The 15,899-nt window shown below is 67.0% G+C and carries 11 protein-coding genes; 9 read left to right on the plus strand and 2 right to left on the minus strand.

Annotated features, from left to right (window positions below):
- Nucleotides 1-82: 82 nt before the first annotated feature.
- From GA0070610_RS08505 to GA0070610_RS08540, 8 genes are all read left to right on the plus strand, one after another.
- The gene (locus GA0070610_RS08505; protein WP_157747069.1) at nucleotides 83-1,075 is read left to right on the plus strand and encodes a hypothetical protein; all 993 of its coding nucleotides are present in this window, start codon (nucleotides 83-85) and stop codon (nucleotides 1,073-1,075) included.
- The gene (locus tag GA0070610_RS08510) at nucleotides 1,068-1,505 is read left to right on the plus strand and encodes a hypothetical protein (protein ID WP_197697806.1); all 438 of its coding nucleotides are present in this window, start codon (nucleotides 1,068-1,070) and stop codon (nucleotides 1,503-1,505) included. Before GA0070610_RS08505 ends, GA0070610_RS08510 begins: the two co-directional genes overlap by 8 nt.
- A gap of 441 nt (nucleotides 1,506-1,946) precedes the next feature.
- Nucleotides 1,947-2,408 carry a hypothetical protein gene (locus GA0070610_RS08515; protein ID WP_088999519.1) on the plus strand — a complete coding sequence of 154 codons (462 nt, stop codon included), beginning with the start codon at nucleotides 1,947-1,949 and terminating at the stop codon, nucleotides 2,406-2,408.
- A 457-nt stretch (nucleotides 2,409-2,865) separates the two neighbouring features.
- Nucleotides 2,866-5,835, plus strand: coding sequence for a DUF499 domain-containing protein (locus GA0070610_RS08520; protein ID WP_172896457.1), 2,970 nt, complete (start codon nucleotides 2,866-2,868; stop codon nucleotides 5,833-5,835).
- Entirely contained in the window at nucleotides 5,832-6,245 is a 414-nt protein-coding gene (locus GA0070610_RS08525) for a DUF7680 family protein (protein ID WP_088999521.1), read from the plus strand. The genes GA0070610_RS08520 and GA0070610_RS08525 overlap by 4 nt, the downstream gene beginning before the upstream one ends.
- Nucleotides 6,242-9,196 (plus strand): DUF1156 domain-containing protein, encoded by a 2,955-nt coding sequence (locus tag GA0070610_RS08530; protein WP_088999522.1) that lies wholly within the window; start codon nucleotides 6,242-6,244, stop codon nucleotides 9,194-9,196. Before GA0070610_RS08525 ends, GA0070610_RS08530 begins: the two co-directional genes overlap by 4 nt.
- Before the next feature lie 23 nt (nucleotides 9,197-9,219).
- Nucleotides 9,220-12,753: a DEAD/DEAH box helicase gene (locus GA0070610_RS08535; RefSeq protein WP_172896459.1), complete on the plus strand. Its 3,534-nt coding sequence runs from the start codon at nucleotides 9,220-9,222 to the stop codon at nucleotides 12,751-12,753.
- Nucleotides 12,750-13,322 carry a hypothetical protein gene (locus GA0070610_RS08540; RefSeq protein WP_088999524.1) on the plus strand — a complete coding sequence of 191 codons (573 nt, stop codon included), beginning with the start codon at nucleotides 12,750-12,752 and terminating at the stop codon, nucleotides 13,320-13,322. The genes GA0070610_RS08535 and GA0070610_RS08540 overlap by 4 nt, the downstream gene beginning before the upstream one ends.
- A 190-nt stretch (nucleotides 13,323-13,512) precedes the next feature.
- On the opposite strand, the gene GA0070610_RS08545 is transcribed toward GA0070610_RS08540, so the two are convergent.
- Together GA0070610_RS08545 and GA0070610_RS08550 are read right to left on the minus strand one after the other, a co-directional pair.
- A complete protein-coding gene (locus GA0070610_RS08545) occupies nucleotides 13,513-13,824 on the minus strand; it encodes a hypothetical protein (protein ID WP_157747071.1) in 312 nt (103 codons plus the stop codon).
- A 384-nt stretch (nucleotides 13,825-14,208) separates the two neighbouring features.
- Nucleotides 14,209-15,222, minus strand: a complete 1,014-nt coding sequence (locus GA0070610_RS08550) for an ATP-dependent DNA ligase (RefSeq protein ID WP_231925981.1) — start codon at nucleotides 15,220-15,222, stop codon at nucleotides 14,209-14,211.
- Between the two features lie 350 nt (nucleotides 15,223-15,572).
- Between GA0070610_RS08550 and GA0070610_RS08555 the strand changes: the two genes are divergently transcribed.
- Nucleotides 15,573-15,899 carry a hypothetical protein gene (locus GA0070610_RS08555; protein WP_088999526.1) on the plus strand — a complete coding sequence of 109 codons (327 nt, stop codon included), beginning with the start codon at nucleotides 15,573-15,575 and terminating at the stop codon, nucleotides 15,897-15,899.

Consider the following 15,899-nt stretch of genomic DNA (forward strand, 5'->3'; position numbering starts at 1 on the left):
GTGACACGGGGCGATACCATCCGCAGACGAGACGAACGCGAAACTTACGCATCGTCTTACAGGCCCTATGGAGGTACCGACGATGGTCTTGCCGCGCGTTCCGCTCCTCATCACGGCCTCCAGCGCCATCGCCGCTGGAGGCGGTTTGGTGGCAGGCGCCGTCGGCGGTGTTCAGATCAAGCGGGCAGAAACGCAGAAACGGCATCACAGGGCAAGCTACGAGGATCGCCACAACGTGCACCTTGCGGAACGCGGCCGGACGAACGCGGAGCTGCAGTCGTTCGGTCGGACGCACGAACGAGTACATCGCGACGTCGTCTTGCGGATGCGAGACTTCCTCGAACGCAATGGCAAGCAGGTGCTGGTGCGCGAACACCTCATCCTCGACGGGGTCGACTTCTCCACCGCCCTCCAGGTCGTAGCGTTGGCGAAACTTGATCTGGATGTCGAGGGTTGGGCCCAAGGCGTCATCCGCTCAGCCCTAGCCGGCGGCGCGACATGGGCGGCCCTCCATGATGGCGTGAGACAGTTCGCGAACGCCAGCACGGGAACACCGCTCTCGGCACTCCGCGGAATAGCGGCGGAGCGTGCAAGGCTTGCATACCTCGGTGGCGGAAGTCTCGCTTCGGGCGGCGGCGGAATGGCGCTCGGAGCTACGGTCCAGAAAGCCGCAGTCACAGGCCCGGTCCTCCTCGTCGCGGGCCTCACAACGATGATGCAAGGGACCAAGGCACGAACAGAGGCCGACGAGTACCGGACAGCAGTCGGCATCGCCATCGCGCAACTCGACGCTCGTGACGAACTCTTCTATGGGGTGAGGAAACGAGCGCAGGAGAAGCGCGACCTCCTAACTCGGCTGGCTGCAAAGGCAACGAGAGCCCTCGACCAACTCGGACCCGAACGTGTCGACATGGCCATTCACGGTGAGCGCCTCCAGACGGCTCTGATTCTGGTCAAGTCGGTGCAAGAGGTAGCCGCCGCACCCGTCGCTGACGAAGACAGCAACCTCGACCCGAACACCGAGAGACTCATCTTTAAGTACCGCGACGCGCGCAAGGAGACAGCGGATGCCTGATCAGGAGGACGTGCTCGAAGGCAACCCCATGCCTGCGAAGACAGCCTATCTACAGGTCGGTGCGGCAGACGCGTTCAACGCACTCAACCTGATCGTCGGTGTTGTCCGCGATTCGATCCAGGTCCACGAAACGGAGAGCACGAAACGCGAGAAGCTCCGGGCGTGCCGGGAGACTGAGATCGCGCGGATCAAGGCATCTGAGACGGCTCTGCGGGACTACTTCGACCGCATCTTCGAAGAGCGGCGCGAGAATCACAGTCGGCTGTTCTCCAGCCTTGACCGGGCCCTGGAATCCGGCGATGTCGCAGCGATCCAGAGCGTTGTCGGCGGAATCGTCGAAGTGGCACGCACGTCACCGCTCGCCGATATCGGCAACCTCGGCGATCTGAGGCGCGCCATGGACGATCCCAACATCGTGTTCGAGTTGTAGCGCGATGGGCTCGCACTCCAAACGCCCGCTCATCGCCAGACGCGGATGGTCCCGCATCCGCGTCTTCGACCAAGGGTTCCAGGACCTGGGTGGAAACCCCAATGTAGGTAGTGTCCGCAATTCAAGGCATGGGTGGGGGGTCACGGTTCCATGCATTCGTTGTGCCCGATCTGCGCCCGGTGCCCGCTCCGGCTGTCCGACGACGGCGGGGAGGGACGATATGAGCGGCGCTCGCGGCCTGGACGGATGGAGCTGGAGGGCGTGAGCTCGGCCTGGCGGTGGGAGACATGGAGGAGAGTCCGTGCTCGACGCGCCGCTGGTCGAGCGTCGTGCCCGGCTGCTCGCCGGCGCCCCGCCGCAGCTGGCCGTCACCCCGCAGACCGCCATTCACTAACGTCGGTGACGTCGGCTGGACAGCCGGTATGAGCCCGGCAGGGAAGGATGGGCAAGTTCCGGGCCCGTGCCACGACGGAGGCGATCATCGGCGGCGTCACCGGCAGCATCCGCAACCCCGACACCCTTCTCCTCGGCCGATTCGACCGGCGCGGCCGATTGCGATACACCGGCCGCACACACCCGCTGACCACGCATCAGCGCGGGGAGCTGACGAGGCTGCTCTCGCCGTCCCGTCCGACCGAGCGCGGTGTCGTGACCCACCCTTGGCGTGAGCCGCTGCCAGCCGCCTGGTCCGGCCAGTTCGACCGGCCCGAGCCGCTGCCCTACGTCCAAGTCGAACCGACCGTCGTGGCCGAGATTGAGGTGGGCACGGGCTACGAGGACCACCGGTGGCGCCACCGCGTCCGGTACGTGCGCCCCCGCCCGGACCTGTCGGTGTACGACGTGCCGCTGATATTCAACGAAGCCGAAGACCCTTCTCCGACTACGCGCGCCTCGCCTGATTGACCTTCCCTCATTTGCCACCCGGATCGACCTGCGCGAGGACGGGTCATTGCGGCTGGACTCAATCTCGGATACCTACCTCTCGCACCTCCTCCAGGACCTACGGGATACGCGCTGCGTCATTATCGTCAGCTCCTCGATGGGCCCCGGTCGCCGCGCACCGTACGGGAGGACAGCACCGCCCGCCGCCGCGCCCAGCGCCGTGCAACCGGGTCCTACCGGAATCAGGTTAAGTCCCGAGCCCTCCACGTCCAGAGCGCACCGCGACCATGCGACGGCGCCCTCCTGCAGGTCGCCGGAGGATCCGCGCAGGCCAGCCTACGAGCAATGGGCGCTGCTGGACCTGTTGCTTTCCGAGCCGATGGGAGCGCCACGGCCGGGCGCGCTCCTGGTCGTGGGAACGTCTGATCCCGCGGATAGGATTCGGACCGAGGCCGCTATCGCGACAGGAGAACCGCCGATGACTCTGCTGAGCGCGCTCGCGCCCCGCAAGGACGTGCTCGTGGGCACGTTGACGGAGAGCCGGTTCGCTGCCGGCTTGGAGGACGTCATCGCCGGCCGGGCCGCCGACGCCTACGCCGAGCCTAGCAAGTTCTTCGCCCAGACCTACCCGAGCGAGGGACTACGGACCCTGCTGAACGAGGCGCTCGGCCGCCTGCTCGGCACCCGACCCGACGCCGCCAGCGTCCTGCGGCTTGAGACCGCGTTCGGCGGCGGCAAAACACACAACCTCATCGCGCTCTACCATGCCGCCCGCGGAAGGCTGACCGCTGAGCTCGTCCCCTCGTTCATGGACCCGGCCGTTCTGGCAGGCGACAGCGCCGAGCCCGCCGTTGCCGCCTTCGTCGGCACGACGGCGGGTGCGAGCACGTTCCCGGGGATCGCCGGCGTCGCCGCGAGCACGCCGTGGGGCTACCTCGCGCTGCAGATCGCGGGCACCGACGGCTACGAGATCGTCCGACAGGATGACGAGACGCTCAGCGCGCCGGGGAGCGACCAGCTCAAGCGGGTGTTTGGCGGCCGGCCCGTCCTCATCCTCATCGACGAGATTGCCCGGTACCTGTCATCGGCCGCCGCGCGCAAGGTCGGCGACAGCACCCTCGCGAAGCAAACCCTGGCGTTCCTCATGGCGCTGCTCGAGGCGGCCGACAGCAGCGAGCGCGTCGTCGTCGTCATCACGACCGCCGGCGAGGCTGACGCGTTCGCGGGCGACACGGAGGCGGTTAGCGCTGCCCTCAAGGAGGTGTCCAGCCTCCTCGCGCGCAAGGAGCTCGTCCTGCGGGCCAGCGGCGAGGCCGACTTGCCGAAGATCCTTGCCCGCCGGCTGTTCGAGACCGACATTGAGCACCTGCCCGAGCGCTTGGCCATCGCTAGCAAGTACGCCGACGCTGCCGACGCCGCGCACGCCGCCGGGCTCGATCTCCCGACGGACATGCTTGGCGCCCGGTTTGCCAAGGAGATCGAGGCGGCATTCCCATTCCACCCAGACCTGATCCGTGTCCTAGACAAACGCCTGTCCACCATTCCTAACTTCCAGCGCACGCGGGGTGCGCTGCGGCTGCTCGCTCGCGCGGTCCGGCGCATTTGGGATGCTGGACAGGACCTCGACCTCATCCACCTGCACCACATCGACCTGTCGGACCAGGTCCTGGCCGAGGAGCTCTCCAGCCGGATCGATCGACCGTTGTATGAACCGGTCATCCGTGTCGACATCGCGCAGCAGTCTGGCGGAGCGCCGAGCCATGCGGACGAGGTCGACGCGCGCATGGGTACCCCTTACGGTCGTCGGCTCGCGACCGCCGCGTACCTGTTCAGCCTCACACGCGATGTCCCCGGCGTGCCGGCGAGTCTCTTGTACGGCGCGATTCTTGCCCCCGGCGACGACCAGAATTTGATCGCCAAGGCGCTCGACGGGCTAGAGAACACCTGCTGGTACCTGCACGCCGACGTGCGCGGCTACCGATTTTCCACCGAGGCGAGCCTCGTCCGGCTCATCCAAGAGGCCGAGGACAAGATTTCCGGCGGCAAGGTCCGCGAGCGCGCGACCAAGATCCTCTCGGAGCAGTACAAGGACTCTGCCCTCAAGGTCCGCCGGGCCTGGGAGGACGCGAAGGTTCCCGACAACAGCGAGGATGCCTACCTCGTCGTCTACCACTGGGACGACTTTGGCGACGCCAAGGGCGTCGACCCGGCGAAGCGCGTACCGCAGAAGATCGTCGACACCTACGAGAGGGCACCCGCCGGGGGCGTCCGCGAGTTCCGGAACCGCCTGGTGTTCCTTGCGCCGAACGCCCAGCTCCACGAACCGATGCTGAAGGCGGTGCGCCGCCTCATGGCGCTGGAGCAGCTCAAGACGACGCCCGAGCTTCTCGCCAGCCTCGGCGAAGACAAGCGTGGCGAGGTCGCGAAGCAGTCCTCCGAGGCGCTCGGCCTGGCGCGCGTAGCAGTGTGCAACCACGTCAACGTGCTGTACGTTCCTGACAAGAAGGGGCTGGAGAGCACCGTCCTGACTACGGTCACCTCCGCGAGCCTGCTGCCGAATCAGACCGACGCCGTGATCGCGAGTCTCGACGCAATGGACAAGCTCCTACGCGACGGAAGCAAGCCTCTGGATCCTGCATGGGTCGGCACGAAGCTCGGCGCGCAGTTCAACACCGCGCAGCCGACGATGGAGCTTGCCCGTGCCTTCGCCCGTCGGCCCGACCTCAAGCTCGTACTCGATCGCGAGAAGCTCGTCAACTTGCTGGTCGCGGGTGTTCGGAACGGCGTGTGGGAGTACCAGGCGCCGGACGGTGGCCCTGCCGGCTGGTCGACCAAGACCCGCCCTGGGCCTACGCCTCGGCTGGGCGAGGACGCGCTTATGCATCCGCCCGGCTCCGCACCCGAGATCGGGACCGAGCCGTGCCCGCTCTGCGGCAAGGTCCACGAGGGTGTCTGCGCCGAGGGACTCGGCGGCGGGGGCGAGACGAAGGCGCGCGAGTTCGCCGCGAACGGCTCGGCCGGCCCCGCGATGGTCAATGCCCGGCAGGCTGCCGTCGAAGCCGGACGGAATACCGCGACGCGGCTCCGCGTGAGCGTGTCGACCGTCGGGGACGACGCCGGCAAGGAGCTCCAGCGTCTCCTCACGGTGCCCGCAGGCGCCGGTCCGAAGGCCAGGACGATCTACCGGGTTGACGCCCGGGTGCAGCTCGACGATCCGTCCCACGTCGTCCACGTCGACTTCACCGGCACGCCGGGCGACTACGGCGTGCTTCGAGAGCCGCTCCGCGCGCTGCTGGGCCGGCAGGCGAGCGTCACCGCCAGCGTAGACATCACGTGGACGGAACCCGTCGAGTTGCAGGGCCCGGAGCTCGCCGCTGTCGTCACCGCCAGCCAGTCAACCGGCCCGACGAAGTGCGACATCCGGCTCACCACCGAGGGGGATGCGTGACCCGTAGCGAGACCTACTCCTGCCTTATCGAGCGGGACGACGATGGCCGTGTCACCGCGCTGAGCGTGGCCGCCCAGGATCTCGACGGGAGCGAGCGGCACGTTAGGGTCAACGGCTACCGCGCGATCCACGTTGCCGCGGGCTTTCAAGAGGTACTGCGCTCCGCGCGGCTCCGCGGCCGCGACCTCACCAGCGCGGACCCTATCCGTATCGACCCGCAGCTCGGCGCACACGTCGAGCTCGTCCTGCGTGCGGTCAAGCCCCTTAAGCGCATAGACCGCATCAGCACCGTCTCAGAGGCCGTCGCGGGGATGAGCCGCGAAGAAGCGGCATATTGGCACGCGCAAATCAACCGCCGTAACGGGCTGCGCGCGCTTCGCCTGCTACTTGGGGAAGGACCAAAGCGTTGACTGTCCCGAGCCTGATCGACCAGTGGTTCCCGGCGCAGCAAATCGGCGCCGAGAGTCTTCGCGAACGAGGCAGCGCGAAGGCTTTCCCGCCCGTCAACTTCCTGCACGTGTGGTGGGCGCGCCGCCCGCTCTCCGCCAGCCGGGCGGCGGTTCTTGGATCCTTGCTGCCGGCATGGCCATCCGGCGAGCAGGCCGCCGGAGACGAAGAGGCGGCCGCAGTCCTGGCGCGGCTTCGCGCGGAGTTCCCAGAGGGCGAAGATGAGTACCATGCCTGGTTCAAGGAGCTTGTCGGTATCCCCCGGGACAAGGACCCTGCAGCGGCGCGGGCGGCCATCGCAGCGGCATTGGCAGCAGGGCGGAAGACGGAGGGGAACGCCTACGGCTACGACCGGGCCTTCACGCGCTCGCCACAGCCAGAGGAGATCCGGCGGCTGCAGCGACTGGCTCGGGTGCGGAGCTCATCTGTTCGCGATCGGCCGGCAGTGCTCGACCTATTCGCCGGCGGCGGGAGTATCCCCTTCGAGGCCATGCGATTGGGGTGTGATGCTGTCGCGAACGAGCTGAACCCCGTCGCGTCCGCTGTCTTGCAGGGGACCCTCGGCGTCGTCCACGACTTCGGCCCCGAGCTCGCCGAGGACATCAGGACGTGGGGCGGCCGATGGGCACGAGCAGCGCGAGAGCGCCTCGCTCCCTTCTTCCCAACGGACCAGGACGCACCGACGCAGTCCTACATTTGGGCATTTGCCGTCCCGTGTCCAACCACCGGACGCCCGACGCCTCTCGCGCCGAACCTCTGGTTGCAGCGGGGAGCCGCCGCAGTGCAATTGGTCGTGGATCAAGACGCCGGCACGTTGACGCCGACGGTGGTCACCGGCAGCGAAGCCGCCCGCTTTGGCGACCGGGCGACGTACAAGAACGGTGTCGCGCAGAGCGTGTGGCACGACGCGACTACCTTCTCCGGCGACTACATCCAGCAGCAGGCCCGGGACGGGAACGGCACGTACATCCTTCTCGCCGCGTGTTACCTGCACGAGAAGCAGCGCCGCTTCAGGTCGCCGAGCGACGACGATCGGACGGCCGTCGAGCTGGCTGAGAAGGAGCTCAGGCGGCTACGCCCCAGCTGGGAGATTGATGGACTCGTCCCTGACGAGCTGGTGCAGCCCGGGCACAAGACGGATGAGCTGCTGCGAATGGGCATGCGGGTCTGGTCGGACCTCTTCCTGCCTCGACAACTGCTCGCCAACTTGGTGTTCTTGGAGGAGCTGATCAGCCTCCAGCCGCAGATGCAGCAGAGCTTGGGCGAAGAACGTGGACGGGCGGTCGCGCTGCATCTCGCGTACGCCCTCGACCGCTGTCTGGACTACAACAGCCGCTTGTGCAGCTGGCACGCGGGACGGAGCATGATCCGGAACGGTTTCGACCGGCACGACTTCGCATTCTCGTGGACCTGTGCCGAGTTCGAGGCCGGACGGCTCCTGCTGCCGTGGGCGGTCGCCAACTCCGCCAAGAATCACGAAAACTTGAGTAGGCTCGTCCATGGCACCGGAACCCGTCGCCTCGGCGGAGACCACCTGGTCGGCAAGCCGAACGTCCTGCGCGGAAGTGCCGCGGCCGTCGCGTTGCCCGACGGTTCTATCGATGCAGTGATTACGGACCCGCCGTACTACGACAACGTGATGTACGGCGAGCTGAGCGACTTCTTCTACGTCTGGCTCAAGAGATCCCTCAAAGGCGTCTGGCCCCAGTTCTGTGACCTGCCGGTGACGGACAAGCAGGCGGAGGCGGTAGCGAATCCGTCACTGTTCAAGGACGTGGCGACCCACAGCGGACGCGGCAGGAAGGCCGAAGGCACGTCGACGGCCGCGGAGCTGGCGACCGCCCACTACGAGAAGCTCCTGACGGAGTCCTTCGCGGAGGCTCATCGCGTCCTCGGCGAGCGCGGCGTGCTGAATGTAATGTTCACGCACAAACGGGTCGATGCTTGGGACACGCTGGGCGCGGCGCTTCTGAATGCCGGCTTCGCCATCACGTCGTCCTGGCCCATCGCGACAGAAGCCGAGACTTCGCTCCACCAAGCCAAGAAGAACTCGGCCCAGTCGACCATTCTGCTCAACTGTCACAAGCGCGGTGACACACTCCCCGCGTACTGGGTCGACATCAGAAGCGATGTCGAAGCGGCTGCGGTCGATGCCGTCACCAACTTCTCAAAACACGGCCTCCGCGGGGTCGACCTTACGCTGGCGACGTACGGACCCGTCCTCGCCGTGCTATCACGCAACTGGCCCGTGTACACCGGGGAACTCGACACCTCTGGGGCACCAGAGGTCCTGCGCCCGGACGTCGCGCTCGACCTCGCCCGGGAAAAGGTGGCCGTCCTGAAAAAGCGCGGCCTGCTCGGCGGCAGGGACGTTGAGTTTGACCGGATGAGTGACTGGTGGCTCCTCGCCTGGTCGGACTTTGGAGCAGCCGAGTTCCCCTCCGGGGAGGCGCTCAAGCTGTCGCTGGCGACGCACCTCGACCTAGAGGCACTCAGCAAAACGCACCGACTGATCAAGGCAACCAGCGGCAAGGTCACAATCTTGACTCCCGCACAGCGGCGCACCGCCAAAGGCCTTGATGTGGAGGACGTCACTTTCCCGTCGCTCATCGACACGCTCCATGCGCTCATGCTCGTCTACGACGAGGACGGTGTCCGCGCCGCCGAACAGTGGATGCGTCGACGGAACCTCGTCGACGACGAGGGATTCAAGGATCTAGTCCGAGCGGCAATTAGTGCAGTGCCGCGGAATAAGCAAGGGGGCGAGTTCGTCCGCCCGGAAGCTCGCGTCCTGGAATCCATGCGAGGTTCCCTGTTCGAAGACATCCCGGTCCCGCCTGACCCGGCGGAAATCGCGGCGGCGGCAGCAGCAGCGGAAGCGGCAGCAGCGGAAGCGAGACCGGGACTTTGGTGATGACGGGGACTCACAATCCGCTCGTGCCTGGCCTTCAAACGCTCGATCTGCCGCCCGGCTACGACAGCGGTGACGATGTTCTCAACGCCTTCTACGTCCCGGCGCTGCAACGCGCCGTCGACTACGCGAGATCGGTCGGGTACTTCCGGTCCTCCTCGTTGTCCGTCGCCGCCCGTGGCCTATCTCGCTTTGTTAACGGCGGCGGAACGATGCGGCTGCTGTGCGGGGTCGAGCTCCGGGATGAGGACGCACAGGCATTGCAGGGCAAGGCAACACTAGACGGGCCGCTCGCTCAGCGGCTCGCCGAGGGTTTGGCGACGACCAGCGACATCGACCGTCGCCGCATCGAGGTCCTGGCGTGGCTCGTGAAGCAGGGAAGGCTTGAGGTGCGCGTCGCCGTGCCCGTGGACGCCGACGGTCAACCCCTTCCCGGACGGGAGAACAACCCGTACTTCCACGAGAAGGTCGGCATCCTGCGGGACGCTGCCGGCGACGGGGTGGCTTTCCAGGGCAGTGTCAATGAGTCCGCAACCGCATGGACACGCAACTTTGAGTCGTTCAGCGTCTATACGAGCTGGGACGGCACTGCGGCTCACTTCTCGTTCTGGGCAAGCCGGTTCGAGCAGCGCTGGGACGGCGAGGTCCCCGGCTTCAGGGTGTACCCGCTGCCGGAGGCGGCCGAGAAAGCCCTGCTCGGGCACGCGCCGGACTCCGTACCCGGAGAGCGCGACCCGGAGGAGCCGCCGCCGGTCGGCGAACCGAGCACCGTTGCGCGGTTCCTGCAGATCGCGCCTCGGCTGCCATGGGCGACGGAGATAGCGGAGGCGACGATCGGTGTCCGGCTGTTCCCGCACCAGCGCCAGAATGTCGCGCGGCTCGCCGGTCTGTACCCGCGGTCCTGGCTGGTCGCAGACGAGGTTGGCCTCGGGAAGACCGTCAGCGCAGGGATGAGCCTGCGCCGGCTGTTGCTGAACGGCGAGGTCCGCAAAGCGCTTATCTTGGCGCCAGCGAACGTCTGCCGCCAGTGGCAGGACGAGCTCTTCGAGAAGTTCGCCCTCTGGGTGCCCCGATTGGATCAAGGAAAGATTTTCGGCGCCCACTCGGACGACGTGCGGTCCGCAGGCCCCAACCCCTACGCCGAGCACCCGGTTCTGTTAGCTTCCAGTCACCTCGCGCGCCGGCCAGACCAGCAGAAACTGCTCTTGGCGGCGGCCCCCTACGACCTGCTCGTGGTTGACGAGGCCCACCATGCCCGTCGGCAGCACGGTAACGAGGACCGGTATCGGCCCAGCCGCCTGCTTGAACTGCTCGACACGGTCAACCGGCAGAATGCTGCGCGGGCGATGTGGCTGCTCACCGCCACCCCGCTGCAGACCGCCGCCGTCGAGCTCGTAGACCTGCTCCGGCAGACCGGCTTGACGGGCGCGCTCGCGGATGAGCACGCCTTCGTCCGCTTCTATAGGGAGCTCGGCAAGCCCGACGACAAAGGGATCGCCTGGGCCTGGCTCGCGGAACAGATTCGGCGGACTCCCGATATGCCACGCACAGAAGCAGAGGAGGCACTCGCAGCCGACATCGTGCGGCGCCTCGGCCCCGTCCGCGCCGAAATCGTCTTCCGGTTCGGCCGTGACGGGGTCGCCGCCGAGCAGCGCCTCCAGGAGATCGGAGTGGCCGGCAGGCAGGCGCTCAAGGAGTGGCTTCGGGCGCTTGGACCGGTCGGACAGTACGTCGCGCGGCACAGCCGCGCGACGCTCAAGGCATACCGGCAGCGTGGCCTCATCAGCGAGAACCTCGCCGAGCGCGACGTGCGGCCGCACGTGGTCGATCTGCACCCGGACGAACAGCAGCTCTACGACGACCTTGAGGCGCTCATCGACCGGCTGCTGGAGGCCCACGGCAAACGGCGCGGCGCCGGATTCGTCCTTACCGTTTACCGCCGCCGTCTTACGAGCAGCTGGGCTGCAATCCACAGAACGCTGCTCAAGCGGCTCCACAATGAGGAGACACTTCTCGATCAGACCGTGCTCGAAGAGGACACCGCGGACGACCTCGACGACGATGGCCTTGGCGGCGTAAAGGACACAGACGCGGTGCCGCTAACGGCCAAGGACCTCGAAGAGATGCGCACGTACGCCGACCGGATCGCGCAGGTGCAGGACGGCAAGTTCGCGGCCCTTGAGCGGCACCTGGACGAGGCGCGCGGCGACGGCCGCAGCGTCATCGTATTCACGCAGTTCACCGACACGCTTGACTCTCTGCGGGACCGGCTCCACCAGAGGTACCGCAGCCGCCTCGCCACCTTTACGGGCGACGGCGGCCGGGTGTTCCGGGAGAACGAGGGCTGGATCCACGTGAGCAAGCGTGATCTCGTCGAGGCCGTGCGTGCGCGCAGCGTTACCGTGCTGCTGGCAACGGACGCGGCGAGCGAGGGTCTCAATTTGCAGACGTGCAGCTACCTCATCAACTACGACATGCCGTGGAACCCGATGAGGGTCGAGCAGCGTATCGGCCGCGTCGACCGGCTCGGTCAGGTCCGGGATACCATCGCCGTGCGCAACTTCTTCATTGAGGGCACGGTAGAGGAAGAGGTCTACCGGGCGCTCGCGTCTCGCATCGACATGTTCAGCGGCATCGTGGGAGGGCTGCAACCCATCCTGGGTGCGGTCGAGGGCACCTTCCGCGACGTGTTCCGCGCGCCGGTCAGCGAGCGAGCGCAAGCCCGCAAAGCCAGCGTGCAGGCGCTCGTCGAGCTCGCCGAGTCCAACCCCGGCGCCGACCTGCCGCTGGGAGCGGACGAGGACCCCTACCCGATTTTGCAGCCCGAGCCCAGCCCTGTCACGTTGGCCGACCTGCGCGAGGTAGTTATCGAGCGCCTTGGCGCCGTCCTCGACGAACCCGGGCGGCCCGTTACCACCGACCCGTCCCGGGCCAGCAGAGACCCGGAGTCGTGGATAGCACTGGCGACGTACGGCCACCCGCGGCTGGACATGGCGCTCGCAAAGCGAGCGGCAGGAGCTGCACCCGCGTCGGTCGTCCTCGCCGAGGACGGACTGACAGGCCCGGCCGTCGCTGTTCGGTCCGACACCGTGCCGCCGCGACCGGCGCAGGCCCTGGCCGATATCGACGCGCTCGGCCCCTCGGTCAACCGCACGGAAGCCGAGGCCCTCGCCGAGTCAATCCTCGCCCGCGCCGCTCTGGCACGTCGGGCTCGCTACGAGGCAGTCGGGCAGCGCAACAAGGCTGATGCCCGGGAGAAGCTCCGCCGCCGATTCGCCGACCTCGTCCGCGCCGTTCTTGCAGATGCGGCGGCGGCTGGACGTGCGGCGGGGACGACGACTGAGCCCGGGCTGCTGTGGCTCGATCTCAAGGGAGAGGCGAACGCGTTGCGGTACATCGACGCGTTCCGTCAGCGACTGGGCCTAGAGAAGGGACCGTTCCTGCGCCCCGACGGCGATGAGGACCGCCGCCTCGACGAGGACGAGTGGGCCCGGCGCAGGTACGTCTACGGGGAGCAGCTCAAGGCACTCGGCGCCGAGATCCAGCGCCTCGACGCGTGAGCGAGCACGGACGGCGGAACGCCAGCATGGATGACGTAGTTCGGTCGACCTTCTCCAGCACGATGGCGTTTCTGCCCGGCGAGCTTTCACGGATGCCCCTCAGCCGCTGGAACGAGTCGGTCCTTCGCTACTTCTTCTGTCGGCTGCTCTCAAATGCCTACCCAGATGTAAAGCAGTTCGTGGAGTGCGACCGGATCGACCTGGTATTGCACCGCGCCGGGGAGAAGGCGTTCGTCGAGTTTAAGTTCTACCTGCACCCGCGGAAGTTTGATCCCTACACAGGCGATTGGTCGGGTTTCAAAGGCGGCCCGGGCCTCAGGAACTTGGCTGAGTTTCGAAGGGCCGTTGATCACCTCCACGGTCGAAATCCGATGCAGGGACTGTCTAAGTACGTCGTCCTCGTATACGTCGATCCGGTCGACGGGAGCAGTCCCGGGAACAGCTACTCGGTCCACTACGACGACTATCGCCATTCCGACGAGAAGATTGCTCTTGATCTCTTGGAGTCTGGGGGGCCTATCGAGTCAGGTGAAGACCGGCTCCAGGCCAGGCTCTTTGCCGTCCGTTAAGCGGCGGCGAGCGCGGTCCGTACGCCAGTCGGGGCGCTCCGCTACGGCGTCGACCGACGCGGCGAGCACCTGGCCTAGCTGGCCCAGCTGGCGCGGCGACGAGCTGTACCCACCCCGGCAGCCCTCGGGCATCATCACGAGGGCTCCATGGTCTCCCTTTGGCCGAGACCCCAGGCCGCTGCTGCGATGCTTACTGCTTGGCCCAGTGGCGAAAGACCTCCTGCACCTCGGTGTGCCAGGGAACGCCACCTTTCTCGAAGCCCTTACCCGGAGCCCCGGTCTCCGAGTTAACGACGAGGGCTGCCAGCGAGGGTTCGCCGGCCGCGATACACAGTCCCGAAAGATCGTCCAGCACATGACGCATGTGGTGGCTGAGGGATACGCCTGTCATGCCGATCGCTAAACCCAGCTCCTTGTATGTGACCAGCGAGCGGCGGCGAGCCGCCAAGACAAGAGCCGCTCGCGCCTGCAGGACCTGCTGTTCTCTCACCGTCGATGCCACATGGACATACTGCCGTCAGGACCGGCGCAGCGGAAGGTGCGGTCAGGGCGGACCGTCGACCAAGATCCGGACTATGTGCGGAACGAGCTAGGGTGTCAGGGGATGGCTGGCAAATCTTGCCGGCCGCTCCCACCGCACCGCCTCTTGCTCGGCGCAGCGCAACTGCCCTACTAAACCGTGTTCCAGGCAAGCAATCATGGGAGCAGCCAAGCCGTTACGGGGTGGTGCGCCGGAGGCGGTCTACCCACCAGGCATGCTCGATCATCACCCTCGCGTCGTCGCGGCGTACCAGCAGCCGAAGGCTCGGCCGTTCTGCACGGAGTGGAACGCTACATGGCATCCCGCCTTGATTGGGGCGCCCAGAGGGGCCGGCAGGCGGGCCTCTCAGGCGGCGAGCGGCGGTACATCATGGGCGGACAGGTCTGCCCGCAGCCTGACGTATCGGGTGGGGTGGCGCCATCGGCCATACTCCAAGTCGTACGCTGCGTCGGTTTCGATTTCGGCCACGATGACAGGCTGGAGCCGGACGTAGGGCAGTGGTTGTCGATCGCCCAGTTGGGCGCTCCACGCTGCTGGCAGTCGATGGGGCCATGGATGTTTGTGGTTTGCGGCGGCCTGAAGCGCGAGCGGTGGCAGCAAGCCAGCGAGTGCACGGCGCTGTGCGGCGGGCAGCGCATGGGTCCGCGCCACGTACCGGAACCGGTCGGCGGCATCGAACCGGCCGAGCAGCAGGCTGGTCGGGTTGGTAGCGCTGCCGGTGACGCCTCCGATGATCGCTTCCGTCGTACTGCGGGACTTGAGCTTGAACCAGCCGGCCTTGCCGGGCGTGTAGCAACTGGCAAGGTCTTTGATCACGAGTCCTTCGATGCCGGCCGCGGCCCACTCCTGCATCCAGCGGCGGGCCTCGGCGATGTCAAGGGTCTGGGGGCAGGTCGACAGCTGTGGCGGGCTGGAGGCGAGGAGCCGCGTCATGCGGGCCCGGCGCTGCACCAGCGGCCGATCGAGCATGCTCCCGCCGCCAGCGTCGGCCAACAGGTCGAACGCCACGAAGTGCGCCGGACACTCGGCGGCCTCCCGCGTCAGGCCACGTCCGGCTGTGATCCGCCGCTGCAGAGCGGTGAATGAGGTGCGGCTGAGAGCAGCATCCCAGATGATCAGCTCGCCGTCGAGGACCACGCCCTGCGGCAGGTTGGCGCGCAGATGCCGAACGACGTCTGGGAAGTACGGGGTCAGGTTCTTACCCTGTCGGCTCTGCAGCAGGACCTGGTCGGCGGTGACGGAGGCTAGGCATCGCCAGCCGTCCCACTTGGGTTCGTAGGCAAGCTGGCGACCGCCGTGGACGGGCAGCTCGGTGATGCTGGCCGCTCGCATGGGCTCGATCGTTTGCCGCAAGGTCATCCCCCGATGATGTGATCGCCCTGACGGTAGCTCGCAACGCCGCTACCAGCGAAAACGCGGAATCCGAGATCCGGACGAGGACCATCAGCGGGGTGTGAACGGGCACGATAGTCGGCCACCCGCGTCGATGCGGGAACTGCCTACCCGGGTTGAAGCCGTCCGTTGACAAGGATGGTCGTGGCACTTGGCCGGCTGGTTGAAGTTGGACGGGCGGCCGCCCGGACCTCACCGCTGCACCCCCCCCCGGGGCGCCGAGCCCGTCGAACTACTGCCGTGGCGAGCCGTCCTGCACAGCCGCACGACGTGGCCAATGTCGGGCTCCTGGCTATCCGGTCGCAATGGTTCCACCTATGCTCATACCCGTGATGGGGTTGATCGAGGTCGTGGTGATGCTCTTCGTCGTCGCCCGCGTAACCCGGCTGGTCACCGCCGACGAGATCACGCGGCGGCTCCGAGCGACGATCGTGAATTGGCTCCCCGAGGGCAGCGCTTTCGCCTACCTGCTGTTCTGCCGCTGGTGCCTTTCGGTGTGGGTCGCCCTGCCGGTCGCCGCCAGCTGGTGGGTGCTGTCCTTCATGCCTCGCTGGTCCGGGCACTGGTGGATTGACGTGCCGACTGTCGGCCTGGCCCTGTCGTACGCGACCGGCCTGCTGGTGCGCGCCGAGCCCGAGGAGTAG

This window comes from Micromonospora echinofusca (assembly GCF_900091445.1).
Taxonomy (GTDB): Bacteria; Actinomycetota; Actinomycetes; order Mycobacteriales; family Micromonosporaceae; genus Micromonospora; species Micromonospora echinofusca.

Coding starts and splice junctions, on each gene's coding strand:
- GA0070610_RS08555 (WP_088999526.1), top strand. CDS start 15,573: ATGCTCATACCCGTGATGGGGTTGATCGAGGTCGTGGTGATGCTCTTC.
- GA0070610_RS08550 (WP_231925981.1), bottom strand. CDS start 15,222: ATGACCTTGCGGCAAACGATCGAGCCCATGCGAGCGGCCAGCATCACC.
- GA0070610_RS08515 (WP_088999519.1), top strand. CDS start 1,947: ATGGGCAAGTTCCGGGCCCGTGCCACGACGGAGGCGATCATCGGCGGC.
- GA0070610_RS08505 (WP_157747069.1), top strand. CDS start 83: ATGGTCTTGCCGCGCGTTCCGCTCCTCATCACGGCCTCCAGCGCCATC.
- GA0070610_RS08520 (WP_172896457.1), top strand. CDS start 2,866: ATGACTCTGCTGAGCGCGCTCGCGCCCCGCAAGGACGTGCTCGTGGGC.
- GA0070610_RS08510 (WP_197697806.1), top strand. CDS start 1,068: ATGCCTGATCAGGAGGACGTGCTCGAAGGCAACCCCATGCCTGCGAAG.